The 15,513-nt window shown below is 60.3% G+C and carries 18 protein-coding genes; 9 read left to right on the forward strand and 9 right to left on the reverse strand.

Going from position 1 to position 15,513, the window contains the following annotated elements; genetic code table 11:
• Positions 1-12 precede the first annotated feature (12 nt).
• The 4 genes from ACYVGC_RS02410 to ACYVGC_RS02425 all read left to right on the forward strand — a co-directional run bounded on the left by ACYVGC_RS02410 (position 13) and on the right by ACYVGC_RS02425 (position 4,306).
• A complete protein-coding gene (locus tag ACYVGC_RS02410; RefSeq protein ID WP_460582180.1) occupies positions 13-1,071 on the forward strand; it encodes a restriction endonuclease in 1,059 nt (352 codons plus the stop codon).
• A gap of 31 nt (positions 1,072-1,102) precedes the next feature.
• The gene (locus ACYVGC_RS02415) at positions 1,103-2,014 is read left to right on the forward strand and encodes a helix-turn-helix transcriptional regulator (protein WP_460582181.1); all 912 of its coding nucleotides are present in this window, start codon (positions 1,103-1,105) and stop codon (positions 2,012-2,014) included.
• A gap of 560 nt (positions 2,015-2,574) precedes the next feature.
• Positions 2,575-3,045: a response regulator gene (locus tag ACYVGC_RS02420; protein WP_460582182.1), complete on the forward strand. Its 471-nt coding sequence runs from the start codon at positions 2,575-2,577 to the stop codon at positions 3,043-3,045.
• Positions 3,046-3,058: 13 nt separating this feature from the next.
• Positions 3,059-4,306 (forward strand): sensor histidine kinase, encoded by a 1,248-nt coding sequence (locus ACYVGC_RS02425; RefSeq protein ID WP_460582183.1) that lies wholly within the window; start codon positions 3,059-3,061, stop codon positions 4,304-4,306.
• A 9-nt stretch (positions 4,307-4,315) separates the two neighbouring features.
• On the opposite strand, the gene ACYVGC_RS02430 is transcribed toward ACYVGC_RS02425, so the two are convergent.
• Positions 4,316-4,936, reverse strand: a complete 621-nt coding sequence (locus ACYVGC_RS02430) for a Uma2 family endonuclease (RefSeq protein ID WP_460582184.1) — start codon at positions 4,934-4,936, stop codon at positions 4,316-4,318.
• A 36-nt stretch (positions 4,937-4,972) separates the two neighbouring features.
• Positions 4,973-6,658, reverse strand: a complete 1,686-nt coding sequence (locus tag ACYVGC_RS02435; RefSeq protein ID WP_460582185.1) for an ABC1 kinase family protein — start codon at positions 6,656-6,658, stop codon at positions 4,973-4,975.
• Between the two features lie 172 nt (positions 6,659-6,830).
• Here ACYVGC_RS02435 and ACYVGC_RS02440 point away from each other — a divergent pair, with 172 nt between their 5' ends.
• Complete coding sequence (locus ACYVGC_RS02440) at positions 6,831-7,373, forward strand: DinB family protein (protein ID WP_460582186.1); 543 nt, start codon at positions 6,831-6,833, stop codon at positions 7,371-7,373.
• A 159-nt stretch (positions 7,374-7,532) separates the two neighbouring features.
• Here the strand turns inward: ACYVGC_RS02440 and ACYVGC_RS02445 are convergent, their stop codons facing one another.
• Together ACYVGC_RS02445 and ACYVGC_RS02450 are read right to left on the reverse strand one after the other, a co-directional pair.
• Positions 7,533-7,943, reverse strand: a complete 411-nt coding sequence (locus tag ACYVGC_RS02445; protein ID WP_460582187.1) for an acyl-CoA thioesterase — start codon at positions 7,941-7,943, stop codon at positions 7,533-7,535.
• 93 nt (positions 7,944-8,036) lie between these two features.
• The gene (locus ACYVGC_RS02450; protein ID WP_460582188.1) at positions 8,037-8,789 is read right to left on the reverse strand and encodes a class I SAM-dependent methyltransferase; all 753 of its coding nucleotides are present in this window, start codon (positions 8,787-8,789) and stop codon (positions 8,037-8,039) included.
• A 92-nt stretch (positions 8,790-8,881) separates the two neighbouring features.
• Between ACYVGC_RS02450 and ACYVGC_RS02455 the strand changes: the two genes are divergently transcribed.
• Positions 8,882-9,034 carry a DUF2256 domain-containing protein gene (locus ACYVGC_RS02455; RefSeq protein WP_460582189.1) on the forward strand — a complete coding sequence of 51 codons (153 nt, stop codon included), beginning with the start codon at positions 8,882-8,884 and terminating at the stop codon, positions 9,032-9,034.
• A 103-nt stretch (positions 9,035-9,137) separates the two neighbouring features.
• Positions 9,138-9,524 (forward strand): hypothetical protein, encoded by a 387-nt coding sequence (locus tag ACYVGC_RS02460; RefSeq protein ID WP_460582190.1) that lies wholly within the window; start codon positions 9,138-9,140, stop codon positions 9,522-9,524.
• Positions 9,525-9,621: 97 nt separating this feature from the next.
• Here ACYVGC_RS02460 and ACYVGC_RS02465 read toward each other — a convergent pair whose 3' ends face one another.
• The 3 genes from ACYVGC_RS02465 to ACYVGC_RS02475 form a co-directional block, all read right to left on the reverse strand.
• The gene (locus ACYVGC_RS02465; protein WP_460582191.1) at positions 9,622-10,485 is read right to left on the reverse strand and encodes a molybdopterin-dependent oxidoreductase; all 864 of its coding nucleotides are present in this window, start codon (positions 10,483-10,485) and stop codon (positions 9,622-9,624) included.
• Between the two features lie 27 nt (positions 10,486-10,512).
• Positions 10,513-11,223 carry a cytochrome b/b6 domain-containing protein gene (locus ACYVGC_RS02470; RefSeq protein WP_460582192.1) on the reverse strand — a complete coding sequence of 237 codons (711 nt, stop codon included), beginning with the start codon at positions 11,221-11,223 and terminating at the stop codon, positions 10,513-10,515.
• Between the two features lie 87 nt (positions 11,224-11,310).
• The gene (locus tag ACYVGC_RS02475) at positions 11,311-12,570 is read right to left on the reverse strand and encodes a metal-dependent hydrolase family protein (RefSeq protein ID WP_460582193.1); all 1,260 of its coding nucleotides are present in this window, start codon (positions 12,568-12,570) and stop codon (positions 11,311-11,313) included.
• A gap of 374 nt (positions 12,571-12,944) precedes the next feature.
• Between ACYVGC_RS02475 and ACYVGC_RS02480 the strand changes: the two genes are divergently transcribed.
• Positions 12,945-13,190, forward strand: coding sequence for an integrase core domain-containing protein (locus ACYVGC_RS02480; RefSeq protein ID WP_460582412.1), 246 nt, complete (start codon positions 12,945-12,947; stop codon positions 13,188-13,190).
• A complete protein-coding gene (locus ACYVGC_RS02485) occupies positions 13,191-13,586 on the forward strand; it encodes a response regulator (RefSeq protein ID WP_460582194.1) in 396 nt (131 codons plus the stop codon).
• Between the two features lie 27 nt (positions 13,587-13,613).
• Here ACYVGC_RS02485 and ACYVGC_RS02490 read toward each other — a convergent pair whose 3' ends face one another.
• Positions 13,614-14,009: a response regulator gene (locus ACYVGC_RS02490; RefSeq protein ID WP_460582195.1), complete on the reverse strand. Its 396-nt coding sequence runs from the start codon at positions 14,007-14,009 to the stop codon at positions 13,614-13,616.
• Positions 13,996-15,501: a PAS domain-containing sensor histidine kinase gene (locus tag ACYVGC_RS02495; RefSeq protein WP_460582196.1), complete on the reverse strand. Its 1,506-nt coding sequence runs from the start codon at positions 15,499-15,501 to the stop codon at positions 13,996-13,998. Before ACYVGC_RS02495 ends, ACYVGC_RS02490 begins: the two co-directional genes overlap by 14 nt.
• Positions 15,502-15,513: the final 12 nt, after the last annotated feature.

A 15,513-nucleotide genomic window follows, 5' to 3' on the forward strand; every position in this document is an offset into this window, starting at 1 on the left:
TTAAAAACACTCATGAATAACATTTGGCTACACCGTATTAAACACCATGCAGAGGTTTCGCATGGCTTACTTGAAAAAGGCTATCTCACTATCGGGTTTTCAGATTTTAGCAGAATAGACTTCTTAAATGACTTGAACACCCATGGCTGGGATGCTTTAGAAAACGCTTTCGCAGAGGAGTGGGGAGAAGATTATCGTCACACCCGCATACGTTACAATCTATGGCGTTTTCTGAAAGAAATGAAGCCAGGCGATTGGATAGTTATACCAATTTGGGATACTTTTTCAATTTATGAAATTTCAGGCAAAGAGCCTATGCCCATTTCCTCTTTGTCGTTAAATCCTATTTTAAATTGGCACGGTAATCCGGTTAATTTTCACAATGATGGACTACTTCATCGGGAAAACAACGAGCTTATCGACTTGGGCTTTTTCTGGGAAGTCAAACCTATACGGACTGGGTTATCTCGCTACGACTACGCAGATGCAGCCTTGACATCACGCATGAAATTCCAAGGCACAAACGTACAGATACCAGAGCATTTGCGTAATAGCCTTGAAGAAGCAATCGTTGCCTTCGATAAACAGCGGCCCATTAATTTGCATTCCCTATTAACAGAAGCAAATGTAAATAATACGCTTGCTATACTTCATAAAAGCCTTAATCCTGACAAATTCGAAAGGTTGGTGAAGTGGTATTTTGAGCGCGTAGGTGCAACTAATGTAACTATTCCCCACAAGAATGAAAGTGGCAAAGAAGGGGATGCTGATGTAGTTGCTACTTTCGAAGCTTTGAAAACAGTTTTTTATGCCCAAGTAAAATTTTACAATGGCGAAGCTTCTTCTTGGGCAGTAGAACAAATTTCGGCCTATTGCAAGAGCAAAGCTGACAAAGACTTATCTGAGGAATACTCACAGGTATCATGGGTAATTTCCTCCGGAACAGAATACTCTAAAGAAGCTATTGAACTCGCTAAAGAGCAAAAAATTCAACTCATTAATGGTCAGCAATTTGCTTCAATGCTATTGCAAGTTGGGCTTGAAGGTCTGGATACAGCCATTGACAGGTAAGAATTAAAGCTCTCTATAAAAAATCTCCTAAATGCCCGCCCGCGCTCACCTCCTCCGCCAGTTTCGCCTTGTGCGCCGGTTGCAGGCGGCGCGGGGGCGGGCATTACCGTTTGCTGAGATTCAGCGTTATCTGCTGACTGAAACCAGCGTCGGCGATTTCATTAGTAGTTATAGCCTGCGCACGTTTCAGCGCGACGTGCGGGAGATAATCGACCTGTTTGGTCTCACCATCAAGTCGCGCAAAAACGCGGGGTACTACCTGGACCTAGCCGACACCGAGTTGCCCCTGGCCGAGCACGAGCGCCTGCTCGAAGCCGTGGAGCTTCAGGCATTTTTGCGGCTGCCAGCCGCGCTGGCCCCGTTTGTGCAGCCCGAAACGCGGCGGGCGCAGGGGCTGGCGCACTTGCGGCCGCTGCTGCGGGCGGCGCAGGCGGGCTGCCTGGTCGAGTTTCAGTACCAGAAATTCTGGGAAGATGCGGCCGTGACGCGCACGGCGGGGCCATTGCTTCTGAAGGAATTTCGGGGGCGCTGGTACGTGCTGGCCACCATGGCCGGCAGCGGCTGGCTGGCCTGCTTCGGCCTCGACCGCATCAGCCACCTGCGCGTGACGGCGCGGCCCTTTGTGCCGCCCGCGGGCTTCGAGGCAGCCACGTACTACGCGGATGCCTTTGGGATTACGCGCCCGCACGATGCGGAGCCGCAGGAAATCGTGCTCCGCTTTACGCCCGTGCAGGGGCGCTACGCGCTGGGCTACCCGCTGCACGCCTCGCAGCGCGTGCTGGTGCACGATGACACCGAAATCCGGCTGGTGCTGACCGTGTTCGATACCCACGACCTGCGCATGGAGCTACTGAGCTACGGGCCAGCCGTGGAGGTGCTAGCCCCGGCCCGGCTCCGGGCCTGGGTGCAGCAGCAGCGCGGGGCCGAACTGCTGGTATCCTAACGGCTGGCCGGGCGGCGGGGACCAGATTAATTAGCCGCGCAGTGTTGGCATCCGGGGTGGCGGGGGTACCTTTATGAAAATCAGGTTTTTGCGGCCAGCTGTCCAGGTAAGGAACAGGACCGAGTGCATTTTCACCGTTCCCTGCCCACCTATGTCACCTGGTATTTCCTGGGGCCAGCTGCTGGCTCGCCGCACGCCCATACTCTTGGATTGGGGGCAGTCGGGCAAGCGCTGGGTGCTCATTGGCCCGCCCTTTGGGCCGTAAGAACCGGGCCTTGCTGGCGAAAGCTTCTTTCAGGCTACCGAGCGCTTCAGCAGGCACCTAGGTTGGGCACTCGCTAATGCGGGCTGTCAGTAGCCCACTCCTACGTTCGCTTTAGCGACACAGCCTCTTTTTATGGGTCACTTAACTGCTTGTCAATTAATTAGTTATTAATTACTAGCAAACACTGCGTTGGCAGCTTGGCCCCCTAGGGCTGGCCTGCTTACTACGGTGGCCAGCGGCCCTCCCCCGCAGCGCAGGCGCCGTTGGCTGCCTGCTCGCTGCACATCTTGCTCACATGGTTTCAGTAGTTACCCAGCCTGGCAATCGCTGGGCGGGCGGCCCCATTTTGGTGGTAGAAGACAATGCCGAGGACTTCCTGGCCCTGAGCCGCGCCTTGCGCAAGCACGCCGCGCCCAACCCCGTAGTGCACTGCCAAAACGGCGAGCAGGCCCTCGAATATTTGCAAGGCCATAGCCAGCACCCCGCCTGGCCCGCCACCCTGCCCGTGCTGGTACTGCTCGACCTGACCATGCCCGGCCTCGATGGCCGCGATGTGCTGCGGGCGTTGCAGGTTGACGAAGCGCTGCACGTGATTCCGGTCATCGTCTTCACAGGCTCGCACAACCCCCATGACGTGGACGACTGCTACCGCCTGGGAGCTAATAGCTTTCTAATCAAGCCATTGAACTACAACGCATTGGAAGCAAAAATAGGCGTGCTAGCCCACTATTGGCTCGCTACCGCCGAACTCCCTCACCTCGCCTAGCCCCCTTTACGCTGTGAAACGCATTCTACTCATCGAAGACGACGCGGCCGACCGGGCCCTCTACCGGCGCTACCTCACCCAGCAGCCCAATGGCGAGCAGCTGGAATTTGAGGAAGCCGCGACGGGGGCCGAGGGCCTGGCGCTATGTGCCGCGCGCCAGCCCGACTGCGTGCTGCTCGACTACTACCTGCCCGATACCGATGGCCTGCTGATGCTGGCGAGCCTCCAGGCGCTGTGCCTACCCGACACGCTGTGCGTGGTGATGATTACGGGCCGGGGCAGCGAAACGCTGGCCGTACGCACCCTGCGCAGCGGGGCCCTCGACTACCTGGTCAAGCAGCAGTTCGACCACGTGATGCTGCACAAAACGGTGGTGCACGCCATCGAAAAAAACGAATGGCGCCAGTACGTAGGCCGCTACCACCTGCAGCTGCAAACCGCCAACCAGCAGCTGCGCGAGTCGCTGCTCGACCTCACGGCCAGCCGGCAGGAAGTAACCGAAAAAAACACCCGCCTGCACGTGGCCAACCACGAGATTGGGGTGCGCAACCAGCAGCTGGCCCACACCAACCAGGACCTCGATAACTTCGTGTACGCCGCCAGTCACGACCTCAAGGAGCCCGTCAACAACCTGGTGGGCCTCTTTGCCGAGCTGCGGCGCACAGCCACGTTTCACGATGCCGACGAGGCCATCGTGCTCCAGCTGGTTGATGAGTCGCTGCGCAACCTCTCCACCACCATCCACGACCTGGCGGCCGTGGTGCAGGAAAAACGCCACCCCAGCCACCAAATTACTGAGCCCGTGGCATTTGCCGAACTAGCCGCCGAGGCCCGGCTCGTGCTGCGGCCCGAGCTGGTGGCTACGCAGGCCCGGCTCACGTTCGACTTTGCCGACCTGCCTACGCTACCCTACGTGCGCAGCAGCCTGCGCACTATTGTGCTCAACCTGCTCAGCAACGCGGTGAAATACCGCCAGCCAGGCCGCCCGCCGCACGTGCAGGTGCGCACCTACGAGGTGGCCGGCTGCCCGGTGCTCAGCGTGCAGGATAACGGCCTGGGCATTGACCTGGCCCGCTTCGGCGAGGAGCTGTTCCACTTGTTTCGGCGCTTCCACCCCGAGGCCAGCGCGGGCACCGGCGTGGGGCTGTTCCTGGTCAACCGCCTGGTAGAAAGCAACGGCGGCCGCATCGAGGTGGATAGCCAGCCGGGGCGCGGCACCACCTTTCGGGTGCATTTGCTCGGCGAGCCTTTCTGTGGGTAGCGGCCCGCGCTAGGCCACGCCAGCAAACACGTCGGCCCATTGCAGCTGCAGCTCGGGCAGGGTGCGGCTGGGTATCAGGCCGGGCTCGTAAAAGTCACCCTGGGGCTGATAATCACCGTCTTGCAGCACGTAGACGGACACCGCCTGCTCGCCCGGAAATACTATCCAATACTCACCCACGCCATTTTCAGCGTACAGGTCAAACTTCGTTTTGGTGTCGTGAGTAGCCGTGCTGGGCGACACGATTTCGATAATTAAGTCGGGCGCACCGAGGCAGCCGCGTTTATCGATTTTCGCGCTGTCGCATACTACGCACAGGTCGGGCTGCACCACGGTTTTTACCTGAGCATCGCCGTTGCCAGTGCTACGCAATAAGCGTACGTCAAAGGGAGCCGAAAATATCCGGCAGGGCTTCCCCTTGAGGTAGTGATAAAGCTCCCCATGTAAATTAGAAGAGCATTGCTGGTGCAGAGAGGTTGGGGCCGACATCTTGCGCAACACCCGCCCTTTGATTAGCTCGACATATTCACTGAATTTCCAGCTCAAATAATCAGCGTAGGAATACGACTGGCTCATATCGAGCTGCGAAATATCGGTAATCGGAGCCGTCGTGTCGGTAAGAGGAGCCATAGTACTGAAAATTTACACCAAAAAATTTGCACCCGCCTACTCGCGGCGGGCGCGGCGCGGCAGCGTAAGCAGCAGCGTCAGAAACGCGGTGGCCCCGAGGCTGTACCAAGTGATAACGGGCAGGCCGCGGAAGTAAGGCATAGCGGCCGAGTAGCGGCCCAGCAGGCTCAGGCCCGCAAACAGCAGCGTGCCCAGCGTGAGCAGCGCCAGGATGGTGCGCGTGACAAGGCGGTCTGCCATGCGCAGCAGGCTGGTGTAGCCGCTCAGCTCCACCTTCACGCGCAGCTCGCCCTTGCTGATTTTGCGCATGATTTGGCGCAGGTCGATGGGCAGGGTTTGCAGCAGGGCCAGCAGCTGGGTACCCGTGTATTCGGCCTCGCTGAGGATGTTTTCGGGTGAGTACTGCTCGCGCAAAATCTTGGCCCCGTAGGGCCGCACAAACTCGAAGGTGTTGAAGTTGGGATGCAGCACCTTGCCAATGCCTTCGAGAATAACCAGCGCCCGCAAAATGAGGAACACCGCGCCCGGCACTTGCAGCTTGTACTGATAAATGATGCCCTGGAGCGAGTCGGCCAAGTCATTCATACTCATGTCTTTGACATCAAGTACCGCGAAGTCTTCGATGAGCAGGCTGAGGTCGGCCTCGAAGGCGCGCATGTCGGGGATGTCGCTGCTGAGGGCCAGGCGCCGAAAGTTGAGGGCCATGCTGCGCGCATCCTGCCGGGCCATACCGATGAACACGCCCGCAAAGGCGTATTTCTGCTGCTTGGTGAGCTTGCCCACCATGCCAAAGTCGATGAGCACCAGCGTGCCATCGGGGCGCACCAGCACGTTGCCGGGGTGCGGGTCGGCGTGAAAAAATCCGAACTCGAATATCTGGGTCAGGTAAATGTCCATGCCCGTTTCGGCCACGGTTTCGGGGCTGAGTCCCCAGGCCAGCAGCTGCGGCTTATCGGTTATTTTACAGCCATTTACGAATTCAATAACCAGGATTTTACTGGTGCTCAGCTCGCGGTAGGGCTTGGGAATGTAGAAGGTGGTGTAGTCCTCGTAGAGCTTGCGCAGCTGCTCCATAGCGCGGGCCTCGGAGGTGTAGTCCAGCTCCTTGGTCATGCTGCGCTCAAAGGCATCGACCACGTCCTGGGGATTGGCGAGGCCCTGGCCGCGCAAAAAGGTGGCCGTGAGGCGCACCAGCTCGTGCAGCAGGCGCAGGTCGCCCTCCACTTTTTCGCGCACGCCGGGGCGCTGGATTTTCACCACTACTTCCTCGCCACTGGGCAGCCGCGCCCGGTGCACCTGCCCAATGCTGGCCGAGCCAATGGGCTCATCGTCAAACTCCACGAATACCTCGGCCAGCGGGCAACCTAGCTCGGCTTCGATAATGAGGCGGGCATCGGCCACCGGGAAGGGGGGCACATTGCTTTGCAGCTTCTCAAACTCGTCGATAAGGGCCTGGGGCAGCAGGTCGGCGCGGTTGCTCAGGGCCTGGGCCAGCTTGATAAAGGTGGGGCCCAATTCCTCGATAATCAACCGGATACGCTCCCAACGCGTGGTTTGAAACACGGGGCGCGCGTCGGCGTCGAGCCAGCGCAGGCGGCGGCTCTGGCTCACGAGGCGGCGCAGGGGCGTGGTGGTTACCACGTCTTCGAAGCCGTAGCGCAGCAGCACTTCGGCCACCTGCCGGATGCGCGTGAGGTTGGAAATCGTATTTTTAAAGAGCACGGGGCGAGCGACTTAAAGCGAGTAGGTAGCCGGCGGGCCGGGGGTTGCACGAATTTTGCAGGCCCGCGCCCGGGCCGCGGCGCACCGCCCGCGGCCCGCCGCAGCTTGCCCGCCCGGTGCTTACCTTTTAGCCAAATCTACGCCTCTCCCACCCCACCCGCCCGCGCCCGCCATGACCAACAGCCTACACGTCGTATTTGAGCAGCTCGACCGCGCCACCGAAAAGGCGCTGGCCTCGGCCGAGGCGCTGGGGCCCCGCGCCTACACGCACCCGGTGCCCGGCCAGTGGGCGGCGGCCCAGGTGATTCACCACCTGCTGACGGCCGAAAAAAGCATTGCCACCGCCCTGCGCCGCACCCTGGCGGCGGATAACAGCAAGTGGAAGCTCTCTACCTTCAAGCACCGGCTGCGGGCCACGCTGCTGCGGTTGGCCCTGCGCCTGCCGGGCCTCAAGTTTAAGGTGCCACCCACGCTGCCGCCGCCGCCCGACCCCACCACCATTGCGCCCCTACCCGAGTTGCGCACCGAGTGGGCCGGCATCCGCCGGGAGCTGGAGCAGGTGCTACACGAGTTTCCGGGTACCAAGCTGAATCACACGGTGTTCCAGCACCCGCGCGCCGGCTGGCTCACCATTCACCAAACGGTAAATTCGGTGCTCGACCACACGCTGCACCACCAGCAGCAGCTTAATCGCATCAGTAAGGTGCTGAAGTAGTTGGCAAGTGAGTAGATGGGTAAGTGAGTAAAAAGAACGTCATGCTGAGCTTGCCGAAGCATCTCTACCACGCCAGTAGGTTAGTAATCCTCACGGCGTGGTAGAGATGCCTCGGCAAGCTCAGCATGACGTTCTTTTTTAACTTTTTAACTTACTCCTTTACTCCTGCCCCACCGCCAGCGCCTGAGCCAAATCAGTAGGCGGCACGGTGAGCTTACGGCGGTCGAGGTCGAGCCAGGCACCATCGACCTCTACGGTGGCGGCCACGCGGCCATCAGCTTTGTAGATGGTGTGCAGGATGGTCCAGCGGGAGCCGTCGGGCGCGGCGGCCGTGACGCGGCCCTCTACCCGAATGCGCTCGCCGCCGTGCAGCTCCTTCAAGAACTTGGTTTCTTCGCGAAACAGGATGGGGCCGAGGCGCAGCTCGGCAAAGCGCCGGATGTCGTAGCCGATGGTGGCGAGCCACTGCACGCGCTGGTCGGCGGCAAAGTCGGCGTAGGCCGAGTGGCGCATGTGGCCGTTGGGGTCCAGCTCGGCCCAACGCACGATATATGCTTGCTCGTGAGTCATTTATACTTCTGCTTAATTATACAACCTACGTAAAATGCGTTTGTCCTTACGAGCGCAACGCAGTGGAGCGCTCGCAAGGACGAACGCGTTTACTTAATCAATGGCCGGCTCGAAGCCGCCTACCATGGTGAGGCGCACCAGGTACTGGCCGCCCTCATCTTCGCCCAAAAACTCGGCTTCGTAGCCGGCGGCGCGGGCCGCGTCTTCCAGCAATGAGGCGTCGATGAAAAGCCATGGGAACGGCTCACCGGCCTGGTCCTTGTATTGAAACGTGTAGCTGACCTCGCCGTAGTACGGGCCGTTGAGGTTGAAAACCAGCGCGCCCTCCTCGTCCTCGTAGAGGTAGCTGATGTCGGACGAGGTGGCCAGAATCTGGCCATCGGGCGCGAGCAAGGTGCGGGCGTGCACTAGAAATTTATCGAGCCCTTCGAGCGTGCCGGCCAGGCCGAGGCCGTTCATCAGCATCAGGATGGTGTCGTAGGGCCGCTCGCTGGCGGCGCGGGGCGCGAAGATGTCGTGGCAGGCCACCTCGTGCACACCGCGGGCCTGCATCACCTGCACAGCCCCAACTGAGTGGTCGATGGCGCGCACATCGGCAAAGCCGCGGCTTTGCAGCTCCAGGGCGTGGCAGCCAGCGCCAGCTCCGAGGTCGAGCACGCGGCCGCGGCACTCGTCGAGGGCCTGTCGCTCCAGCTCGGGCATGGCCAGCAGGGTGCGGAAAAAGTAGGCGGCGGGCAGGGGCTCGTCGTCGGCGGCGCTGCACTGCACGGTGAGGGCGGCGGCGTGGTGGCCGTGCTGGTAGTCGAGCAGGGCCTGGCCAATGAGGTCGGGGGCGTGGTGGGGCATAGGAAAGGATGGCCGGGGGTGCGCATTTGAACGTAAACAGCGCCAGGCCGGCCGCCAAAGGTCCGGCAGCTTTTCGTTTTCGCCCCCGCCCCATGGCTGCTTCCCAGAAAAAAGGCCAGCTTCCCACCAAAATCTGCGTTACCTGCGGCCTGCCTTTCGAGTACCGCAAGAAGTGGCGCAACAACTGGGCGGAAGTGAAATATTGCAGCGAAAGATGCCAGCGCAATAAGGATAATAATGGTTAATTTTTTAAGGGTTAATGATTAATGGCTTTTGAATTATTCGTCAATCATTTAACCACCAAATAATTAACCATTAACCATTAAAAAATTAACCACTAAAAAAAGAATGGCCTCCAATCTCGACTACCTCAGCCCTAACCTCCAGCCGCTTGTTGAAAAAGTAGAAGCTTACCTCGCGGCCAAAGAAGACCTGCGCAAGCTCACCGTGGCCGACCTCAACGAAGCTGCGCACGATGCGGCCGTGGCTACCGCGGCCGATGAGTTTGAGCAGCGCCCACCCACCGGCTCGTTCGACCAGCACGCCGACGAGCTAGCCCAGCGCCGCCAAAATGCCCAGGCCGACCTCGACAGCCTCACCCAAAACGTGCTAGCCCTGCTGCCCACCCGCAACGAATGGGTGAAGGTGAACCTCGGCTACGGCCCTAGCCGCGTAGGCGCCTGGAGCGTACCCGGCACCGAAGGCGAGCGCTACGAGCTGCGAGTGGTGATGTAATTTCAGTTATCAATCATCAGTTATCAGCCGTTCAAGTTGCGCGAAATGAGCAATTTGAACGGCTGATAACTGATGATTGATAACTGATAACTGAAAGTCAGTGTCCCGCGTCCCAGTCGTAGCCCATTTCGGCCCAATAATCGGCGGGGCGGGCGTCGACGAAGGCGATGGTGCCGATGCGCTTGAGATGCTTGACGCCGTACTTGAGGGGCGTGACGAGGCGTAACGGCGCGCCGTGCGCTATACTCAACGGTTGGCCGTTTATCTCGTAGCAGAGCAGCGTTTGGGGGTGGATGGCGCTGTGCATATCGAGGCCCACGTAGTATTCTTTGTCGGGCGTGACGAGGCTGACGTAGGGAGCTAGGTCGGCGGGCGGATTGGCTATGTCATTAATTGGCTGGCCGCTACGGCTGGCCAGCGGGTACTTAGCCAGGAAATCGGCGAAGCGCGCGCCGGCCCAGTTTACTACAATGCTCCAGCCCTCGATGCATTTGAGCTCGGTCGTCATCTCGATGCGGGGCAAGGCTTTGATGTCGGCCAGGGTAAACTCCTGGGCCTGGCCACCGCCGTAGGGTTGCACCGCTAAGCGCCAGGTAGCCAAGTCGATAGCGGATTTCAAACCGGCGCTGCCGTTGGTGCGCACCTGGGCCACGCCCTGGCTTTTGGCAAACTCGGGGGCCAGCCGCGTTTCGCGGAAGTAGGCGGCCGAGAGGCGGCCGTTGGCATCAAGCACCCGGCGGAAGGGCGCGGGCGTGCCGTCGGCATCGGGCCGGCTGAGCAGATAGCGCCAGCCCAGCACGCCGCCCAGGCCCGCCAGCCCGAGGCCAATAAACGAGCGCCGGGTGCGACGCGTAGCCTCGCGGTCGAGAGCCGAGCCGGGCGTTAGCGTCAGGTCCTGGCCATCGGGCGACACGTGCGGCGGAATAGATTTTTCGGACGAGGGCTTTACTTCCAGAGCCATAACAATAGTGCGTTAAGTTATTTATTATTAGGCTTTGGCATCAGGGTCGCGCTGGGCCAGCACGGGGCCAGCGGCACCGGTGGCGGGCACATCTTCAATCTCAAAGCCAGCCACCATCGAGCGGAAGTTGTTCCAGCCGGCGCGGGCCACCTGCGCCACGTGCACCACAAAAAACAGCACGTAGCCAATGGTGAGCACAAAATGCTGCACGCGGGCCGCCTCGTAGCCGCCCAGCCCCTGCGTGAGCCAGCCAAACTGCGTAGGCTTATAAACGGCCAAGCCCGTCAGCACCGAGCCTAAGCCCATGATAATAATGGCCGTGTAGGCAATGCGCTGGGCCCCGTTGTACTTCTGCACAAGTGGGGCCGTTTTGCGCAGGCCCAGGTCGTGGAGCGTCACCTGCCAGGCCTCGCGGAAGGAATGGCGGTTGGGCAGCAGGTAGCGCCACTCGCCCGATACCAGCGTGTAACCCACGTATAATAAGCCATTTATGAAAAATACCCACATCAGCATAAAGTGCCAGGCCATGCCCTGCGCCAGCTTGTGGTCGAGGTGAACGGCATCGTAGAACGACTGCGGGAAGAACTTATAGAGCGTGGTGGTGCCCCAGCCGATGCGGTAGACATCGTTGGCCCAGTATATCCACAGGCCGCTCCATATCATGAGCATGAGCACGGGGAAATTGACCCAGTGAAACCAGCGGATGGCCAACGGGTGCTTTTCGACGAGTTTTTTCATAAAGATTCGGAAGCGGCTGCGTTAATGCGTGGCCGCAGGGTGGCCCACACCCGGAGTATTACCTACAAAGTTCGCGCTACTTACGTGCTACGGTTGCTTGTAGAGCACGCCGCCCTTGAGCACGAGGCGCACCTGGCGCAGGGCCTGCACCTGCTGGGTGGGGTCGCCGGCCACGGCCACGAGGTCGGCGAGCAGGCCGGGTGCGATGCGGCCCCGGTCGGCGAGGTGGAAAATGCGGGCGTTGCCGCTGGTGGCCTGGCGCAGCACTTCGAGGGGCGTGAGGCCGTAGTCCTGCACCAGCAGCTCCATTTCGAGGGCGTTGTCGCCGTGCGCAAACACGCCCACGTCGCCGCCCATGGCCAGCATCACACCGGCCTGGCGGGCCGCCTGCACAGCGCGGTGCTTGTCGAGAATGCGCTGGGGGTCAGGGCCCTGACCTTTTTTCCAGCCTTTGTAGCGCGAAATGGCATCGGAGGCGGCCACCGTAGGGCACAGGGCTACGCCGCGCTGCTTCATGAGGCGAAAGACCTCAGGCGTGCCGCCGTCGCCGTGCTCGATGGTTTCGACGCCAGCCAGCGTGGCGCGGCGTATGCCCTCGGCGGTGCTGGCGTGGGCCACCACGCCGCGCCCGGCCGAGCGGGCCGTTTGCACGATGAGGGTCAATTCCTCCTGCGAAAAAGTGGGTTCGGGCGCGTTGTTCAGCCCCCAGCGGTAGTCGGCGTACACCTTAATAACATCGGCCCCGTGGCCGATTTGCTCGCGCACGGCCCGCACAATGGCCTCCGCGCCATCGGCTTCCTGCGCGCCCTGGGGCAGGTTTTCGACGGCCGCCAGGTGGGGGCCGTAGCTGCCGGTAGCCACCAGCGCCCGGGTAGCCACCAGCAGCCGCGGACCGGGGATAACCCCTTGGTCAATTGCCATTTTCAATCCCACGTCGGCGTAGCCCGCGCCCTCGGTGCCCAGGTCGCGGGCGGTGGTGAAGCCGGCTTGCAGCGTGCGCTGAGCGTGCACGGTGGCGCGGGCCACGCGCAGGGCCAGCGGCTCGGTGAGCACCTGGTCGTTCCAGCTGGTTTCGTTGTAGGGGTGCAGCAGCAGGTGCGAATGGCCCTCGATGAGGCCCGGCAGCAGCGTGAGGCCGGGCAGCTCCAGGGTGCGCGCGCCGGCCGGGGCGGTGAGCTGCGCGGCGGGGCCAGCGGCGGTTATCTTCTCGCCTTCGACCAGCACCACCCAGCCGGGGTGCAAGTCCTGGCCATCGAACACGGCGGCGGGGCGCAGCAGCAGGGCTGAGGTTTGGGCGCGGCTGAGCAAGGGGAGCAGCAGGCAGAGGAGTAACAGGCGGTAGGGCATTGCTTCGCGGGGGGGTCGATAGACTGGCAAAATACGCTACTTTCGGGCGGGGCATCCCGTGCAACGAGCCGCGCCCCGGCCTTACCAAAGAGGCCGCCCCGGTGGGCGGGGCAGCCATTCTGTGCCAGGCTGCCCTGTTTGCCTGGGTGTCGGCGGCCAGCGCAGCCTTGTGGGTGGCCCCGGCCTGCTGCTGGTGAGGGTAGCTACCTGCTCGGCATCGATGGCCGCCAGGTAGACGGCGCTTCTGGTGGGGGCCTGGCCGGGCTCGGTCAGGTTATCCTTGCGTTCAGCAGCAGGGCCCCCGACTTCTGGGCTCACAACCAGCCCACGACGCCGGACTTCTCGCGGCTTGTAAACTAAGGAATAATACGTACATTGACTCATTCAAGAGCGGCTCCCCAAACGAGTGTCTGCACGAGCGCTGGTTTTTGTGGCTGACCGATGCCCGGGCAAAAATTCAGCGCTGGCGGCAGGAATACACTGGCTTCCGACCCCACAGTTACTTGCCTAATTTGACGCCCGATGCTGTGAAAATTGCGTTTTACCTGCCTGTTTTTCTACTGCCGACCAGTCTAACAAATGAGAGGATTTTAATGTCCTCCAAGAAACCATCTCTTTAAATGGAATCATCTAAATTAACCTACGTTATTGAAAACGACCGCATTACTTCTATTATTACCGACATGATAGTTAAGAAGAATTTGCAGGGAGGGACAGTGCAAGTATTTAGCAACGGCCAGCTAGCCCTCGATAGCCTGCTGGCGGCGCTGCACGCGGGGCAGGCTATTCCTACCCTCATTCTACTCGACCTGGACATGCCCGTTATGGATGGGTGGGAATTTCTGGATGCCCTGGCTGCCTTGCCCGAGGCGGCCGCGGCCCAGGTGTTCGTACTGACTTCCTCCATTGACCCGGCTGAGCGGGCCAGGGCCAAGACCCACCCCAAAATAAGGGCTTACTTCACCAAGCCCCTGGACAACGTAAACATAGCGCGGATGCAACAATTACTCAACTAGCCCCGCGGCCCCTACCAGGCCACCGGGCTAGGCGGCCAACCCTAGCAGTTGGTTTAAACTGGGGTCGTCGAGGGGCTTGGTGAAGTAGCCTTTTACCTCGGGGTAGGACTGCGATTTCTCGAAGTCTTCGGGGTGAATGGACGAGGTGAGCACGCAGATGCAGACCGGCTCGGGCAGGTGGAGCGTGGCAAAAGCGTCCAGGAATTCCCACCCGTCCATGACGGGCATGTTGATGTCCAGCAAAATCAAATCGGGGATGCGCTGCCCCAGCTGAACCACTTTTTGCAGGGCATCGAAGGCAGTTTGCCCATTCACATATTGCTGCACGGTGCCAAACTCTGCGCGCTGCTTCAGCAGGAACTTGTTGATGCTGGAGGTAATCAGGTCGTCTTCTACAATGTAAATTAAATTAAACGCTTTCATCAAAATATACCTTAAAAGTAGAGCCTACGCCTACTGTGCTTTCCAGTTCAATACGGCCATTCATGGCTTCTATCTGATTTTTGGTGATAAACAGGCCCAGGCCCCGGGCGTCGGCGTTGCCGTGAAACGTTTTGTGCATGCCAAAAACTTTGGCTTGGTTGCGCTTTAAATCGATGCCCAGGCCATTGTCGCGAATAGTGAGCACCACGAACCCGGCCTCGCGGTAGCACCCTACCGCCAGTAAGGGCACCCCGGTCAGGGTGCGGTACTTGATGGCGTTGCTGAACAGGTTGAGCAAAATACTGTCGAGGTAAGCGGGCACTACCGGCACGCTCACCTGCGCCGGAATGTCGACGGTGATGACCAGTTGGCTTTCGTGCACCAGAATATTGAGCGCGGCCAGGGTCTTGGCAACTTCCCGCGCCAGCCCACGCAGCTCTTTGGGCTGGAGCGCTTGGCTGTTGGCCGTCACGATTTCGTTGAGGTTGACGATAGTTTCCGCTAGTTTATCGGTGCTGGTGTGCAGCATGTCCAAAAACATGGCGGCCTCGGCTTCATCTTCGGCGGTCTGCATCAGCTTGACCAGCGCCGTGAGGTTGGCGGAGTGCGAGCGGATGTTGTGCGAAATGATGTAGGCAAAATTCTGGAGGCGGGTGTTCTGCTGGTTGGTGATGGCCAGCAGGCGCTTTGAGTTTTCGAGGTTGTCCACGAGCAGGGTCACGTCGTAGCCCATGCACAGGATTTCGCCCAGTTTGCCTTCTTGGTTAGCTATTCCCTTAAACTCCCAGTGGTTTGACTTCACACTGCCATCGGCGCCGGGCTTGCGCAGCACTACTTGGTGCGGCACGCCCAGCTGCTGAAAGCATAGGTGTACCTTTTCCAGGCATTTGGGCCGGTCTTCCGCCACAATACTGAGCATCGAGTCCGTCCCGATGATGTCTTGCCCCAGGCCGAAGCGTTCGTGAAAAAAATCATTCACGTAGGTATAGTGCCCGGCCGCATCGGTCTTGATGATGAAAACCGACTGGTTGCTGAGTACTACGCCGTGCTGGGTTGCCACGGCCTGGGCGCGCATTTCCTCGTTGCGCTGCGGGGTAATGTCGGCCAGCACGCCCAGCAGTCGGAACGGTTGGCCCGCCGGGTCCCGGGTCACCTGCCCCCAGCAATGCAGCCACCGGCTGGCACCGTCTTGGTGGCGGCCGCACACGAGGTGCCGAAAGGAGTCGGACCCGTCGGCCACGCACGCAGCTATGGCCTGGTCCAGGGCGGTGCGGTCTTCCGCCGCCAGCACGGCGGACCAGGCCGCCGGGCCAGAGGGCGGCTCCCCTGGGGCGTAGCCCATGGTGCGCCAAAAGGCCGCATTTCCCCACTTGTGCGCCGTCGCCGTTAGGTCCCAATACCAGAGGCCAGCCACCACGGATTCCTGAATGAAGTCGAAAGCGCCGTGGTCAGTCTGTTGCAGCTCGTAGAGCTCGGTACCGAGGTAGTCCATACGTAGTGCCTA

Source organism: Hymenobacter arcticus, assembly GCF_054779975.1.

Excerpts from the sequence above, each read along its gene's own strand:
- ACYVGC_RS02485 (WP_460582194.1), top strand. The coding sequence starts at position 13,191 with ATGGAATCATCTAAATTAACCTACGTTATTGAAAACGACCGCATTACT.
- ACYVGC_RS02410 (WP_460582180.1), top strand. The coding sequence starts at position 13 with ATGAATAACATTTGGCTACACCGTATTAAACACCATGCAGAGGTTTCG.
- ACYVGC_RS02415 (WP_460582181.1), top strand. The coding sequence starts at position 1,103 with ATGCCCGCCCGCGCTCACCTCCTCCGCCAGTTTCGCCTTGTGCGCCGG.
- ACYVGC_RS02490 (WP_460582195.1), bottom strand. The coding sequence starts at position 14,009 with ATGAAAGCGTTTAATTTAATTTACATTGTAGAAGACGACCTGATTACC.
- ACYVGC_RS02445 (WP_460582187.1), bottom strand. The coding sequence starts at position 7,943 with ATGACTCACGAGCAAGCATATATCGTGCGTTGGGCCGAGCTGGACCCC.
- ACYVGC_RS02440 (WP_460582186.1), top strand. The coding sequence starts at position 6,831 with ATGACCAACAGCCTACACGTCGTATTTGAGCAGCTCGACCGCGCCACC.
- ACYVGC_RS02465 (WP_460582191.1), bottom strand. The coding sequence starts at position 10,485 with ATGGCTCTGGAAGTAAAGCCCTCGTCCGAAAAATCTATTCCGCCGCAC.
- ACYVGC_RS02460 (WP_460582190.1), top strand. The coding sequence starts at position 9,138 with ATGGCCTCCAATCTCGACTACCTCAGCCCTAACCTCCAGCCGCTTGTT.
- ACYVGC_RS02475 (WP_460582193.1), bottom strand. The coding sequence starts at position 12,570 with ATGCCCTACCGCCTGTTACTCCTCTGCCTGCTGCTCCCCTTGCTCAGC.
- ACYVGC_RS02430 (WP_460582184.1), bottom strand. The coding sequence starts at position 4,936 with ATGGCTCCTCTTACCGACACGACGGCTCCGATTACCGATATTTCGCAG.
- ACYVGC_RS02420 (WP_460582182.1), top strand. The coding sequence starts at position 2,575 with ATGGTTTCAGTAGTTACCCAGCCTGGCAATCGCTGGGCGGGCGGCCCC.
- ACYVGC_RS02470 (WP_460582192.1), bottom strand. The coding sequence starts at position 11,223 with ATGAAAAAACTCGTCGAAAAGCACCCGTTGGCCATCCGCTGGTTTCAC.
- ACYVGC_RS02495 (WP_460582196.1), bottom strand. The coding sequence starts at position 15,501 with ATGGACTACCTCGGTACCGAGCTCTACGAGCTGCAACAGACTGACCAC.
- ACYVGC_RS02455 (WP_460582189.1), top strand. The coding sequence starts at position 8,882 with ATGGCTGCTTCCCAGAAAAAAGGCCAGCTTCCCACCAAAATCTGCGTT.
- ACYVGC_RS02450 (WP_460582188.1), bottom strand. The coding sequence starts at position 8,789 with ATGCCCCACCACGCCCCCGACCTCATTGGCCAGGCCCTGCTCGACTAC.